The organism is Nocardia sp. NPDC003345, assembly GCF_053589395.1.
Window position 1 is genome coordinate 1 of sequence record NZ_JBSFRU010000169.1, and the last position, 13176, is coordinate 13176.

A 13176-nucleotide genomic window follows, 5' to 3' on the forward strand; every position below is an offset into this window, starting at 1 on the left:
CTATGGAGAAGTCCTTCGTCGATGACCTGGACATCGACTCGCTGTCGATGGTCGAAATCGCGGTGCAGATGGATGACCGGCGCGGATTCGCCGGTGATGGCCGATTCGTCCACCGAGGCGATGCCCTCGACCACGTCGCCGTCGCCGGGGATCACCTGACCCGCCTCCACCACGACGTAGTCGCCGCGGCGCAGATCCGGTGCCGGAACCGCCTCTTCGGCGCCGGTCGCGCCCGGCGACCAGTCACGCAACCGCCGGGCGACGGTATCGGCCTTGGCCTTGCGCAGGGTATCGGCCTGTGCCTTACCGCGTCCCTCGGCGACCGCCTCCGCCAGATTCGCGAACACCACGGTCAGCCACAGCCACACCACGATGGCCCAGGCGAAGAACCCGGGATCGGCGACGGCGAGCACCGTCGACCAGACGGCGCCGATCTCGACGATGAACATCACCGGATTGCGCCACAGCGTCCGGGGATCGAGTTTGCGTACGGCCTGCGGCAGCGAGGTCAGCAACATCCGGGGATCGAGCAGACCGCCGCGGACGCGCTTGTTCCCTTCGGCGGGCCCGGCCGGTACGCCGGGGGATTCGACAGTGGGAGCGGACATCAGTGAATTCCTTCGGCGAGCGGCCCGAGCGCGAGCGCGGGCAGGAAGGTGAGAGCGACCAGGATCAGGGTCACGCCGACGACCAGCCCGACGAACTGCGGTCGATGGGTGGGCAGCGTGCCCTCGGACGCGGGCGTGGTGCCCTGCCGGGCGAAGGAGCCGGCCAGGGCCAGCACCAGGATCAGCGGCAGGAAGCGGCCCAGGAGCATGGCCAGACCGAGCGCGGTGTTGAACCACTCCGTATTACCGGTCAGCCCGCCGAACGCCGAACCGTTGTTGTTACCGGCCGACGTGAATGCGTAGAGCACCTCGGAGAGGCCGTGCGGCCCGGAGTTCAGCATGGACGCGCGTTGCCCCGGCATGGCCATGGCGATGGCGGTACCGGTGAGCACGATGATCGGGGTGACCAGGAAATAGCTCGCGGCGAGCTTGATCTCGCGGGGGGTGATCTTCTTACCGAGGTATTCCGGGGTGCGCCCGACCATCAGCCCGGCCACGAACACAGTGATCACCGCCAGGATCAGCAGGCCGTACAGCCCCGAGCCCACCCCGCCGGGCGCGACCTCGCCCAGCTGCATATTGAACATGAGCATCATGCCGCCGAGGCTTGTGTAGGAATCGTGCGCCGAATCCACGGCACCGGTGGAGGTCAGAGTGGTGGCTGCGGCGAAAGTCGCCGAATTCGCTACGCCGAACCGCTGTTCCACCCCTTCCGACGCCGCTCCGACCGCGGCCGGCACGGTGCCGTGGTGCTGCAGCTGGAAGAGGTTGACCAGGCCGATGCTGAGCAGCGCCAGTACGGTCATGACGGCGGCGACGGCGTAGCCCTGCTTCGGGTTGCCGACCATCCGCCCGAAAGTCCGTGGCAGCGAGAAGGCGATGACCATCAGCAGGAAGATCTCCAGCCAGTTGGTCCAGGCGGCCGGGTTCTCGAACGGGTGGGCGGAATTGGCGTTGAAGAAACCGCCCCCGTTGGTGCCCAGTTCCTTGATGGCCTCCTGGCTCGCGACCAGCCCCCCGGGCAGCGTCTGTTCGGCTCCGCCGAGGGTGGTGGCCACCTGATCGTGCAGGTTCAGATTCTGGATCACGCCGCCCGCGATGAGCGCGATCGCCGAGACGACGGCGATCGGCAGCAGGATCCGCAGTGTGCCGCGCACCAGATCGACCCAGAAATTACCCAGGGTGCCGGTGCGCGACCGGATGAATCCCCGGACGAACGCCATGGCCACGGCCATACCGACGGCGGCCGAGACGAAATTCTGCACCGTCAGGCCCCCGGCCTGGGCCAGATGGCCGAGCGTGGACTCCCCGGCATAGTTCTGCCAGTTGGTGTTGGTGACGAAACTGACCGCGGTGTTCCAGGCCAGAGCGGCTGTCATCGGAGTGCCCGGGTCCGCGGGCATCAGCGGCAACTTGTCCTGGACGATCAGCAGCAGGAACAGGGCGATCACACCGATCGCCGAGAAGGCCAGCGCGCTGCGGGCGTAGCCGCCCCAGGTCTGTTCGCGGTCGGGGTCGGCGCCGATGAGGCGGTAGATACCGCGTTCGATACGAGCGTGCCCGGTGCGGGTGTAGACGCGGTACATATAGTCCCCGAGCGGCACGTGCACCAGCGCCAGCGCGATCACCAGGGCAGCGAGGAACAGGACCCCCGCGGTGGTGGTACTCACTCAGAACCTCTCGGGAAACAGCAGGGCGGCCACCATGAACACGGTTATCGCGATGGCCAGGACGAGTCCCACGGCATTGACGACGTTCACAATCGCTCCACCATCCGCTGTACCAACCCGAGCACACCGAATACCGCGACCGTGACCAGCAGATAGGCCAGGATCGACACTGTCGCCTCCGTTCCGAGAACCTGGGGCAGCGCGACACAACCGAGCGGCTGTGGCTGCCGAACCGGATCGAAACTTACGAGCCCGGAGGCCGGGCGCCGCCGGCGTTGACGGCTCCTTTACGCCCCCTTTCCCCGCCTTGACGCGTTCCTTGCGCGGGTGCCCGGGCGCGGGCGCGGGGCCGGCGGCTCCGGTATCCCCGGGACCATATTCGGATCGTGACCTGGAATTACGACGCGGAGCCGGTCGGCGGGCGCACGCTGTATCGATACGCGCTCAGCAGTGACCCTGTTCGGGATTCGCCGATCGCCCGCGGAGGACCGACTATGCACCCGTTCGACTATCAGCCGCTCGACCTGATCCAGGCCGTGATCCTCGCCGTGCGGTGCGTTCTGCACGTCTACTCGTCGGGCACCCCCTGCGTGCCGATCTGACGTTTTCCGGCGGTGCGGCGGTGTCGGCCTCGATCCGCCGGTCCGCTCGCGCCGATCCCGCGCCCGGTCCCGGTGCCGGACAGCGAGAAGCCGGGCCCGCCGCGGTGGCGGGCCCGGCTTCCGGGCGAATGCGTGCCGGGACTATCCGGCGGCGTCGAATCCGGCGCGCAGGTCGGCGAGGATATCGTCGATATGCTCGATCCCGACCGCGAGCCGCACCAGGCCCGGCGTGACGCCGGAACTCAGCTGTTCCTCCGGGGTCAGCTGGGAGTGCGTGGTCGAGGCGGGGTGGATCACCAGCGACCGGACATCGCCGATATTGGCGACATGGCTGTGCAGGGTCAGGGCCTCGACGAACCGTTTACCCGCGTCCACGCCGCCGGCCAGTTCGAATCCGACGACCGCGCCGGTGCCCTTCGGCGCCAGCCGCTTACCCCGCTCGTACCACGGCGAGGACGGCAGGCCCGCGTAGGACACCGTGGTCACCTCCGGCCGCTCGGCCAGGAATTCCGCCACCGCCTGCGCGTTCTGCACATGCCGTTCGATCCGCAGGCTCAAGGTCTCGAGGCCCTGACTGATCAGGAAGGCGTTGAACGGGGCGATCGCGGCGCCGAGGTCGCGCAGCAACTGCACCCGCGCCTTCAGCGCGAAGGCCGGCGCGCCCAGATCGGCGAAGACGGCGCCGTGGTAGCTGGGGTCGGGTTCGGTGAACCCGGGGAAGCGGGGCCCGTCGCCCGCGCGCACGGTCCAGTCGAAGGTGCCGCCGTCGACGATCACGCCGGCGATTGCCGCACCGTGCCCGCCGAGGTATTTGGTCGCCGAGTGCACGACGATATCGGCGCCGTGCTCGAGCGGTTTGATGAGGTACGGCGTGGCGACCGTGTTGTCGACGATCAGCGGTACGCCCGCGTTGTGCGCGACCTCGGCGATACCGGGGATATCGAAGATGTGGTTCTGCGGGTTGGAGACGGTCTCCCCGTAGAACGCCTTGGTGTTGGGCCGGACCGCGGCCCGCCACTGGTCGAGATCGTCGGGGTCGGCCACGAACGAGACCTCGATACCCAGTTTGGGCAGCGTGTAGTGGAACAGGTTGTAGGTGCCGCCGTAGAGGCGCGGGCTGGAGACGATGTGGTCGCCGGCGCCGGCGAGGTTCAGGATGGCCAGGGTTTCGGCGGCCTGCCCGGACGACAGCAGCAGGGCCGCGACGCCGCCCTCGAGGGCCGCGATGCGCTGTTCCACCGCGTCCTGGGTCGGATTCATGATGCGGGTGTAGATATTGCCCGGCTCCGCCAGCCCGAACAGCGCCGCGGCGTGCTCGGTGTCGCGGAAGGTATAGGAGGTGGTCTGGTAGATCGGCAGGGCACGGGCGCTGGTGGCGCCGTCCGGGACCTGCCCGACGTGGATCTGCTTGGTCTCGAAACTCCAGGCGGCGGACGGGTCGGCCGGTGGGGTGGAATCGGTCATCGCGAAGTCTCCTGTCGGTGGGTGTAGCGCCGATCTCGCCGGAGGTGCGCGATGAATCCTATTCGGGCAGCGCGCGTTCCGGCCTGCCGCGGCCGTGCGCCGCTGCGGCCCGTTCAAGCTAGGGGCAACTTCGCCGGGACGGCCACGGTTGTGTTCGCCCTGAGTTCAACTATGCCGGGTCCAACTATGCCGGGTCCGGCGGTCCCGCCGGACCGATATCCACCAAACGTTAGACATAATTGTGGTTCTGTCTTACTGTCGGAACATGACGGCTGAAACGTTGCAGGGGCCCGCGCGGTTCGAATTGTGCTCCGGGGAATCCTGGCGCGCCCCGTGGGCCATGTACGCCGCCCTGCGCGACCACGATCCGGTGCACCGGGCCGTACCCGCCGGCCGGCCGGACAACGACTACTGGGTGCTCACCCGGCACGAGCACGTCTACAACGCGGCCCGCGATGTCGCCGCCTTCTCCTCCGGTCAGGGACTGACCGTCGAATACGGCGAACTGGAACAGATCGGGCTCACCGGCAACCCGCCGATGGTGATGCAGGATCCGCCCGAACACACCGAATTCCGCAAACTGGTGGCCCGCGGCTTCACCCCACGCCAGGTCGCCGATGTCGAACCGGTGGTGCGCGGCTACGTCCGGGAGCGGCTGGACCGGCTGGCGGAGCGGGGCGGCGGCGATATCGTCACGGATCTGTTCAAACCGCTGCCCACGATGGTGGTCGCGTACTACCTCGGCGTCCCGGCGCAAGACCGGCACCGCTTCGACGGCTGGACCGACGCGGTGGTGGCGGCCAGTACCCAGCGCACCGCGGACGCTCAGGCCGCGTCGATGGAGATGCTCGGCTATTTCGCCGAGCTGATCGCCCGGCGCCGCGTCGATCCCGGCGACGATACGGTCTCACTGCTGGTCCAAGCCGGTTTCGCGGCCGACGAGACCGATGTGAACGGCCTCGTGCAAATCCTCGCCTACACCTGGACCATGGTCGCCGGCGGTAACGACACCACCACCGGCCTGCTCGGCGGCGCGGTGCAACTGCTGCAGCAGCATCCCGAGCAGCGCGCGGCGCTGGCCGCCGATCCCGACCGGATCCGGGTCGCGATCGAAGAACTGGCCCGCCTCACCTCGCCGGTGCAGGGGCTGGCCCGGACCAGCACTCGCGATATCGAACTGGACGGCGTGACCATTCCGGCGGGCCGTAAGGTACTGCTGGTGTACGGATCGGCCAATCGGGACGAGCGCGCCTTCGGCGCCGATGCCGCGGAGCTGGATATCGACCGCGATCCGCAGCGCATCATGACCTTCGGGCACGGCCCGCACCACTGTCTGGGCGCGGCCGCGGCGCGGATGCAGGCCCGGGTGGCGCTGGAGGAACTGCTGGACCGGTTCCCGGATTACCGCGTCGATATCGACGCGGTCACCTACGCGCCCGGGCCGTATGTGCGGCGGCCGACCTCCGTTCCGTTCCGATGCACGGCCTGACCGGGGCCGCCGCGGGGGCACACCGTGGGCGGTGACTGGCTGGCCGCGGGCCGGAACGAACTCGCGGCCGAACGCATCCTGGACGCCGTACGCGCCCTGGTCATCGACAAGGGCGCCGGTACGGTCGGGATGGCCGAGGTCGCGGAGGCGGCCGGCTGTTCACGCGCCACCCTGTACCGGTACTTCGACAACCGGCAGACGCTGTATGTCGCCTTCGCCGGCCGGGAGGCCACCCAGCTGATCGAACGGGTCTGGCGCGCACATCCGCTGGAAGGGCCCGATCGGGCCGCCCGGCTGCTGGACGGGCTGGTCGCGACACTCGCCGAAACCCGCAAGACGCCGCATCTGGCCGTCTGGTTCGAACCCGCGAACGCCGGAATCGTGGCGCGCCTGTCGGATTCGTCCACGGTGATCGACGCGCTGGTCACCGCCTTCGTCGCGCGGTTGCGGCACGATCTGGCACCGGAAGCGGCCGAGCGGCTGGGCCGCTGGGCGGTGCGGGTCATGGTCTCGCTGCTCACCCTGCCGCCCGCCGGCGAGGACGAGGAGCGGGCGCTGCTGCGCAGCTTCCTGCTGCCTTTCCTGCTGGACCCCGGTCTGCCGATCGCCTGAGGAGCGGGTGTTCCTCAGGGGGTACCGGGGTCGGCGGAATCCGGTAGATCGAGCATCCGCTGGGTGAGCTGGATCAGTGTGCCGCGCAGGGTGTCGTCGTCGAGATCGGTGACCAGGGGGTTGACCACCGCGCCGGCGATCGCCGCCGACAGGACCGCCGCCGAGACCCGGGCGACCGTATCATCGGCCTCCCGCTCGTCGAGCAGCACCGCGTACAACCGGCTCATGAACAGGCGGAACGGCTCGTGTTCGCCGAGGACCCGCACGATCACCGGATCGTTGGTCAGTGTGCTCACCCAACGCCGGCGGGTGACGGCCAGATCGATCACCCGGGTCAGCAGAACTCTGCGGGCGCGCGGGCGCTCGGGTTCGGCTTCGGCGGCGATGAGCGCATCCTCGAGGATGGCGAGTTCGTTCGCGGTGACCGCGATGACGATCTCCTCCTTGGTCTTGAACTGGTAGTACACGGCCGCCTTCGTGACCCCGACCATATCCGCGATCATCTGCAGCGAGGTGCCGCTCACCCCGTGCGCGCCGAACAGATCCAGCGCCGCCGCCATGGTCCGCTGCTGCGCCGCGGTCCACCGGATGGTGCTGAACGGGCGCGGTGACGGGGTATCGGCGAGCATGATTGCAGGTTATCCGACCGGCCGGCCCGCGCCTGGCGGCCGGGCTGCCCGGCCGGGGCGGCCCGGATGAGTTCGGTCACCGGCCGTTGTCTCCGGCGGGCGGGTGCCGGGACGGGGCGGTACCTTGGCCCCATGGGTACTCCGGCGAGTCTCGATTTCCCGCTGCTGCTGGCCGATTTCCAGGGGGAGTTCCTCGCCTCGATCCCGGACGCCGACCCCGCCGCGCCGGTGCCCTGCTGCGGCGACTGGACCGTGCGCGATCTGGTGGAGCATCTGGCGTTCGTCCATCACTGGGCCGCCGCGAGCGCCCGGGCGCGCAAGGCCGAACCGCTGGGCGACGGGCCGTTCGACCTGATCACGCACTATCGCGCCTGCGCCACCGAACTCCGCGAAACCCTGGCGGAACTGGACCCGGCGGCCACCGCGCGGATCCTGGCATACCCGAAGCCGATGGGGGAGGGCCCGGTGTCGTTCTGGCAGCGCCGCCAAGTGCACGAAACCCTCGTCCACGCCCACGATCTGCGCGCGGCGATCGCCGGCCGGGGCGCGCTCGGGCTGGTCCGGGCGGTGCCCGGAGTGTGGGCGGATACGGTCGAGGAGGTGCTGGCCGTGTTCTATCCACGCCAGGTCGGTACGGGCCGGATGGCACCGCTGCGTGCGGCACTGGCTCTGGCCGCCACCGATATCGACGACGGCCCGGAGTGGGTACTGGGCGAGCCGGGCTCCGGCGGTGCGGTCGCGGTGCGGGTGTCCGGCCCGGCCGAAGGGCTCGCGCTGCTGTTGTGGGGCCGGTCGACGGCCGCGGCGGCGGGGCTCACCGTCACCGGCGACGCGGACGCCCTCGACGAGATCCTGGCGCAGCCGATAGTTCCCTGAGGCAGAGGGCTTTCGCGGACATCGCGGATGTCCGGCCGGGCAATCCCGCCGCCGCGCCCGGGCCGGGCGTAGGCTCCGCCGTTATGTGCGCACCGGAGATCATCGGCACCGTCCGTGACACCGTCGCCCGGGCGCCGCGGCCCGGCCGGCGTGCGTTCTTCGGATTGTCGGCGGCCGCGGTGGTGGCGGTCTCGGCCGCTCCGGCCGCCGCGCGCGAACCCCGCGGCGCCGTGGTCGATCTCACCCATCCGCTGAGTACGCGGACTCCGGTGTGGCCCGGTAATCCGCCCTTCGCCATGGTGCCGGTGGCCTGGGACCGGATGGGCGGTTTCAACCAGAACATGCTCACGCTGTGGGAGCACACCGGCACCCATCTGGATGCCCCGGTGCACCGGCGCTCCGGCGCCGCCACCACCGATGCCCTGGCCGCCGAGGATCTGGTGGCGCCGCTGGCGGTCGTGGATATCAGTGCCCGCGCGGCGCGTGATCCGGAGGCCGTGGTGACCCGCGCCGATATCGCCGACTGGGAGGCTCGGTACGGACGGCTGCCCGAACGGGCCTTCGTGGCCATGTATTCCGGCTGGGAGCGGCGCCTGGCGAGGCCGGAGGAATTCGTCGGCCTGGACGGCGACGGGGTCCCGCACGCCCCCGGATTCGCCGGGGACACCGCGGATTTCCTGGTGTCCGAACGCGGTATCGTCGGCGCCGGGGTGGACACCCTCAGCCTGGACCGTTCGGCCGACCGCGACTTCCCCGCCCACACCGCGATTCTCGGTTCCGGGCGCTACGGGGTGGAGATGCTGGCGAACCTGGCGGCGGTGCCGCCCGCCGGGGCCACGATCGTGGTCGGCGCGCCCAAACATACCGGCGGTACCGGCGGGCCCTGCCGGGTCCTCGCCCTGACCTGATCGCCGCGGCGGATATCAGGCCAGCTCGGACAGCTCCCGCGACCAGCGTTCCAGCCGCGCGGTATCGGTGGGGGAATCGGGGGCGAGCCGCCAGGTGGCGGCGAGCACGTGGTGCCCGAGCCGGCGGATGCGCTGATGCCGGATCCAGTGCCCGCGGGTCCAGCCGGGTTCGTTGTGCGCGGCGTCGATCGCGGCCAGGGTCGAGCCCATCAGCTCGAATTCCAGTTCCCGCCGCACCTCCGGCAGCCGCGCGCGTTCGCCCGGCGGACGCGCGATGAGACCGAGCAGCCGGTCCAGCGCCTCGGTGACCCGCTCGTCGGCGCGCACCAGCACCCGCCGGTGCGCCCGGCGATCGACCGCCCACAGCGCGGCCAGGCCGATCGCCACGCCGATAACGCTCTCCAGGAGGCGGTCCCGCAGCACCGGGAACACATCGCCGTAGCTTCCGCCACCGCCCATCAGCAGCGCCAGCGGCGTGATGAAGACGACCGCGAGACCGTAGTTGCGGGCGACCAGCAGTTCGATCGCGAATTGCAGCGCCATCAGGATCAGTACCAGCGTCCACGCCCGCGGTTCGAACGCGTACAGGCCGGCGAACAACACCAGGCCCAGCGCGGTTCCGCCGATCCGGTGCACGCCGCGGTAGGTGCCGCGGACCCGGTCGGGGCCCTGGTGCAGCAGCACGGTCACCGTGAGAACCGCCCAGTCGGGGCGGCCGAGATCGAGCGCGACGGTCAGGCAACCGGCGGCCAGGGCCGCGAGGGCGAGCCGGCCCGCCGAGACGGCGGCGTGACTGTCGGGTGAGAGGGAGCGCTGTATCCGGTAGCGCAGCGCCGGGCGCGGCGTCGGGGCGGGATGCCCGGTGTCGAACAGCAGCTCCGATTCGTCGTCGCCCTCGTGGTCGCGGTACAGCGCGGCGGCGAACCGCCGCTGGGCATGGTCGAGCAGGCCGGCCGGGTCGCCGTCGATACGTCCGGCGTCGTCGAGCAGCGTCCAGGCGGTACGCACCTTCATGGTCGCGGCGAAGCGGGCGGCGGTGCGGTCGGCACTCGCGGGATCGAGGCCGGTGTATCTGTCCACCGCGGCCACGGCGTCGGCCACCGCGCGTTCCTCCGGCGGCGGGGCTGAGGTGAACGCCGCCGACATCCCGACGATCAGGGCGCTGATCCCGCCCGCCGCCGTCCACAGCGCGATCTGGTCCGGGGCGACCCCGTGCCCCGCGATCAGGGCACCGACCCCGGCGGCCAGTACGAAGAAGAACCCGCCCGGGGGTCCGAGCCGCAGCGCCGAGTTCACGAAGGTGGCGGCCACCGCGACCGCCGACATCAGCAGCACCAGCAGCAACTGCCACCAGTGTGAGCCACCGGCGTCGAGCTGCCGGTGGATCAGATGCCCCACCAGACCGCCCGCGAACGCCACGCAGATCAGCGATACGGCGGCCACGCCCACCACCCGCAGCCGCCGCCGATAGGCCTGGCCTTCACCGAAGATCACCGCCAGCGCGCCCGTCGCGGCCATCAGGCCCTGCTGTTCGTGGCCCAGCGCGACCGCGAGCAGCGCCGGCGCCCCGAATGCCACCGCCGCGCGAACCGCGCCGGGCAGCCGCCGGCCCGCGGGTGGCAGACCGAACAGCACCGCGCGCGCCGGTGCCGGTGCGGGGAGCTTCGGGCCGTCGGTCACCGTCGCCTCCTCCGCGTCCGCCGGTTCACTCCTGTGTCACGAAGCCCTGCGCCACCATCCAGTCACGGGCGACCTCCGCCGGTTCCCGGCCCTCCACATCGACCTGCCGGTTCAACTCCGTGATCGATTCGTTGGTGAGCAGCCGCGAGATGGGTGCCATGATCTGCGCGACCTCGGGATGCGCGTCCGCGAACTCGGCCCGCATCACCAAAGCGGCATTGTACTTCGGGAAGAAGGCCCGATCGTCTTCCAGCAGTACCAGGTCCAGTGCCGGTATTCGCCCATCGGTGGCGGCCACCGACCCGAAGGCGCACTGGGCGGCGTCGGCGGTGGCCTGGTAGACCACGGCGTCCTGCACGATCCGTTTCTGGGCGCGCCCGGGATCGATCCCGTAGGCCCGCGCCATCCCGGGATAGCCGTCCTGGCGCACGCTGAATTCGGTGCCGACGCAGGTCGCGGCGGCGGCCGGATCGGCGGCGAGGAGATCGGCGTAATCGGAGAGGGTGCGGACCCCGAGACGTTCGGCGGTCCGCCGGGCGGTGGCGATGGCATAGGTGTTGTTCATGGGGGCCATCGCCGCCCAGGCGATGCCGTGGGCGGCCCGGTCCGCCTCACGGACCGCGTCGAACTGCGCCCGCTCATCGGGTACGGGGGTCTCGTTGCCCAGATAGTTGACCCAGCCGGTGCCCGTGTAGTCGTAGGCGATATCGATCTGGCCGCTGAGTTGCGCGTCACGCAGGCTGTTGGAGCCCTGGATATTGGTCAGATCCCGGACCTCGGCGCCGGCCGCGACCAGCGCGAACTCGATGATGTAGCCGAGGATGTTCTGTTCGGTGAAATCCTTGGAACCCACCGTGACCGGCACTCCGCTCAGCGCGGGGTCGGGGCCGATACTGCCCGGCCCCACCCGCAGCGGTACCGATCCGCCCGACTGCAATCCGCATCCGGTCAGCAGCAGGGCGGCCGCAAGCAGCGCCCACAGGGCCCGGCCGGTTCTCATTCCAGCCCCCGGGGTCCGAGATACCGTTCGGCGACCGCGCCGAGCCAGTCCACCAGCAGCGCGAGCGCCACCGCCAGGACCGCCCCGACGACCAGCGTGACATTGTCGCGCAGTTTGTAGCCGGTATCGATCAGGATGCCCAGTCCGCCCGCGCTGACGAGGAACGACAGGGTGGCGGTGCCCACGGCCAGCACCAGCGACGTGCGCAGACCGGCCAGGATGTAGGGCACCGCCAGCGGGAATTCGATCCGGCGCAGCACCGTCATCGCGGACATGCCCTGCCCGCGGCCCGCGTCGACGAGCATCGGGTCGACCTGCTGATACCCCAGGATCGTGTTGCGCAGTACCGGCAGCAGGGAATAGAACGCGATCGGCGCGACCCCGATCCAGAAACCGGTGGTCCGGGTGAGCAGGTAGAACAGCACGATCAGGCCGATGGCGGGAGCCGCCGCGCCGATATTGGCGATCGTGACCACCAGGGGCGTGAGCCGGCGGTACCCGGGCCGCGTGAGCAGGGTTCCGAGCGGGACGCCGACGGCGACGACGATCAGCGTCACGGTGGCGGTGATGAGGATGTGCTGCCAGGTGACGGTGACGATATTGTCCGCGTTGAGGCTGGTCTGCTGGGTGACGGTGAGATCGCGGCGCAGGGCCCAGACCAGGACCCCGGCGGTGAGCAGTGCCACGACCACCGGCTGCACGATCAGCCGGAGGGTGTCGGCGCGCCGCTCCGCCGATCTGCGCCGGGGCCCGGACCGGGTATCGGTGATCGAGGCGGCGGCAGTCATGCGGTGACGTCCGATCCGGCCCGGTCGCCGTGGGCGCCGCGCAGCGCGGACAGATGCTCGACCAGGGTGTCGATGGTGACCACGCCCGCGTACTCGCCGCGCGAGCCGGTGACCACCGCCGTCGCGTTCTGGTCGTTGAGCAGCGCCTCCAGGCCGTCCTGCAGGGTGGAGGCCGTGGACAGGGTTTCGCCCAGCGCCGAGCCGGCCTCGCGCACCGAGTTCGCGTGCGCGAGCTGGCCGGCGGAGATCCGCCGCAGCGGGCGGCGCCGGGAATCGAGCACCAGGACCCAGCCGCGATCCGTTCCGGCCAGCGTCGTCCGGGCGGTCTCGACCGTGTCGTCCTCGGTGACGGTGGGGTAATCGTCCAGTTCCACATCGCGGATGCGGGTCAGGGTCAGCTGTTTGAGTGAGGCGTCGGCGCCGACGAAACCGGCCACCGTCTCGTCGGCGGGGTCGGCGAGGATCGCGGCGGGCGTATCGTATTGCAGCACCCGGGAACCGGTGCCCAGCACGGCGATCCGGTCGCCGAGTTTGACCGCCTCGTTGAAATCGTGGGTGACGAACACGATGGTCTTACCGAGTTCGGCCTGCAATCCGATCAGTTCGTCCTGGAGCAGTCCGCGGGTGATCGGATCGACCGCGCCGAAGGGTTCGTCCATCAGCAGGATCGGCGGGTCCGCGGCCAGGGCCCGGGCCACGCCGACCCGCTGCTGCTGGCCGCCGGAGAGCTGACGTGGATAGCGGCCCCGGTAGATATCCGGTTCCAGGCCCACCAGTTCCAGCATCTCGTCGGTGCGGGCGGTGATCCGGGCGCGGTCCCAGCCCATCAGACCGGGCACGGTGGCGATAT

At 70.3% G+C, this 13176-nt stretch carries 14 protein-coding genes; 5 read left to right on the forward strand and 9 right to left on the reverse strand.

Going from position 1 to position 13176, the window contains the following annotated elements:
• The 3 genes from ACWDU1_RS18910 to ACWDU1_RS18920 all read right to left on the reverse strand — a co-directional run.
• A partial coding sequence (locus tag ACWDU1_RS18910; protein WP_450000098.1) for a P-type ATPase occupies positions 1-608 on the reverse strand: 608 nt, incomplete at its 3' end.
• Entirely contained in the window at positions 608-2278 is a 1671-nt protein-coding gene (gene kdpA, locus ACWDU1_RS18915) for a potassium-transporting ATPase subunit KdpA (protein ID WP_450000100.1), read from the reverse strand. The genes ACWDU1_RS18910 and kdpA, both read right to left, overlap by 1 nt.
• Complete coding sequence (locus ACWDU1_RS18920) at positions 2279-2368, reverse strand: potassium-transporting ATPase subunit F (protein ID WP_450000101.1); 90 nt, start codon at positions 2366-2368, stop codon at positions 2279-2281. It abuts the gene before it with no gap.
• 296 nt (positions 2369-2664) lie between these two features.
• On the opposite strand from ACWDU1_RS18920, the gene ACWDU1_RS18925 reads away from it, so the two are divergent.
• Entirely contained in the window at positions 2665-2880 is a 216-nt protein-coding gene (locus ACWDU1_RS18925) for a hypothetical protein (RefSeq protein ID WP_450000103.1), read from the forward strand.
• Between the two features lie 141 nt (positions 2881-3021).
• On the opposite strand, the gene ACWDU1_RS18930 is transcribed toward ACWDU1_RS18925, so the two are convergent.
• A complete protein-coding gene (locus ACWDU1_RS18930; protein ID WP_450000105.1) occupies positions 3022-4344 on the reverse strand; it encodes a bifunctional o-acetylhomoserine/o-acetylserine sulfhydrylase in 1323 nt (440 codons plus the stop codon).
• Positions 4345-4609: 265 nt separating this feature from the next.
• Between ACWDU1_RS18930 and ACWDU1_RS18935 the strand changes: the two genes are divergently transcribed.
• Positions 4610-5833 (forward strand): cytochrome P450, encoded by a 1224-nt coding sequence (locus tag ACWDU1_RS18935; RefSeq protein WP_450000107.1) that lies wholly within the window; start codon positions 4610-4612, stop codon positions 5831-5833.
• A 24-nt stretch (positions 5834-5857) separates the two neighbouring features.
• Positions 5858-6445 carry a TetR/AcrR family transcriptional regulator gene (locus tag ACWDU1_RS18940; RefSeq protein ID WP_450000108.1) on the forward strand — a complete coding sequence of 196 codons (588 nt, stop codon included), beginning with the start codon at positions 5858-5860 and terminating at the stop codon, positions 6443-6445.
• A 14-nt stretch (positions 6446-6459) separates the two neighbouring features.
• Here the strand turns inward: ACWDU1_RS18940 and ACWDU1_RS18945 are convergent, their stop codons facing one another.
• Positions 6460-7074, reverse strand: coding sequence for a TetR/AcrR family transcriptional regulator (locus tag ACWDU1_RS18945; protein WP_450000110.1), 615 nt, complete (start codon positions 7072-7074; stop codon positions 6460-6462).
• Positions 7075-7206: 132 nt separating this feature from the next.
• On the opposite strand from ACWDU1_RS18945, the gene ACWDU1_RS18950 reads away from it, so the two are divergent.
• Both ACWDU1_RS18950 and ACWDU1_RS18955 read left to right on the forward strand, forming a co-directional pair.
• Positions 7207-7950: a maleylpyruvate isomerase family mycothiol-dependent enzyme gene (locus tag ACWDU1_RS18950; protein WP_450000112.1), complete on the forward strand. Its 744-nt coding sequence runs from the start codon at positions 7207-7209 to the stop codon at positions 7948-7950.
• An 83-nt stretch (positions 7951-8033) separates the two neighbouring features.
• Positions 8034-8858, forward strand: coding sequence for a cyclase family protein (locus ACWDU1_RS18955; protein WP_450000113.1), 825 nt, complete (start codon positions 8034-8036; stop codon positions 8856-8858).
• Positions 8859-8873: 15 nt separating this feature from the next.
• Here ACWDU1_RS18955 and ACWDU1_RS18960 read toward each other — a convergent pair whose 3' ends face one another.
• From ACWDU1_RS18960 to ACWDU1_RS18975, 4 genes are all read right to left on the reverse strand, one after another.
• Complete coding sequence (locus ACWDU1_RS18960; protein ID WP_450000114.1) at positions 8874-10538, reverse strand: FUSC family protein; 1665 nt, start codon at positions 10536-10538, stop codon at positions 8874-8876.
• A gap of 25 nt (positions 10539-10563) precedes the next feature.
• Positions 10564-11538: a glycine betaine ABC transporter substrate-binding protein gene (locus ACWDU1_RS18965; protein WP_450000116.1), complete on the reverse strand. Its 975-nt coding sequence runs from the start codon at positions 11536-11538 to the stop codon at positions 10564-10566.
• Positions 11535-12326: an ABC transporter permease gene (locus tag ACWDU1_RS18970; protein ID WP_450000118.1), complete on the reverse strand. Its 792-nt coding sequence runs from the start codon at positions 12324-12326 to the stop codon at positions 11535-11537. The genes ACWDU1_RS18965 and ACWDU1_RS18970 overlap by 4 nt, the downstream gene beginning before the upstream one ends.
• A partial coding sequence (locus tag ACWDU1_RS18975) for an ATP-binding cassette domain-containing protein (protein ID WP_450000119.1) occupies positions 12323-13176 on the reverse strand: 854 nt, incomplete at its 5' end. The genes ACWDU1_RS18975 and ACWDU1_RS18970, both read right to left, overlap by 4 nt.

Coding starts and splice junctions, on each gene's coding strand:
- ACWDU1_RS18930 (WP_450000105.1), bottom strand. CDS start 4,344: ATGACCGATTCCACCCCACCGGCCGACCCGTCCGCCGCCTGGAGTTTC.
- ACWDU1_RS18935 (WP_450000107.1), top strand. CDS start 4,610: ATGACGGCTGAAACGTTGCAGGGGCCCGCGCGGTTCGAATTGTGCTCC.
- ACWDU1_RS18945 (WP_450000110.1), bottom strand. CDS start 7,074: ATGCTCGCCGATACCCCGTCACCGCGCCCGTTCAGCACCATCCGGTGG.
- ACWDU1_RS18950 (WP_450000112.1), top strand. CDS start 7,207: ATGGGTACTCCGGCGAGTCTCGATTTCCCGCTGCTGCTGGCCGATTTC.
- ACWDU1_RS18955 (WP_450000113.1), top strand. CDS start 8,034: ATGTGCGCACCGGAGATCATCGGCACCGTCCGTGACACCGTCGCCCGG.
- ACWDU1_RS18965 (WP_450000116.1), bottom strand. CDS start 11,538: ATGAGAACCGGCCGGGCCCTGTGGGCGCTGCTTGCGGCCGCCCTGCTG.
- ACWDU1_RS18970 (WP_450000118.1), bottom strand. CDS start 12,326: ATGACTGCCGCCGCCTCGATCACCGATACCCGGTCCGGGCCCCGGCGC.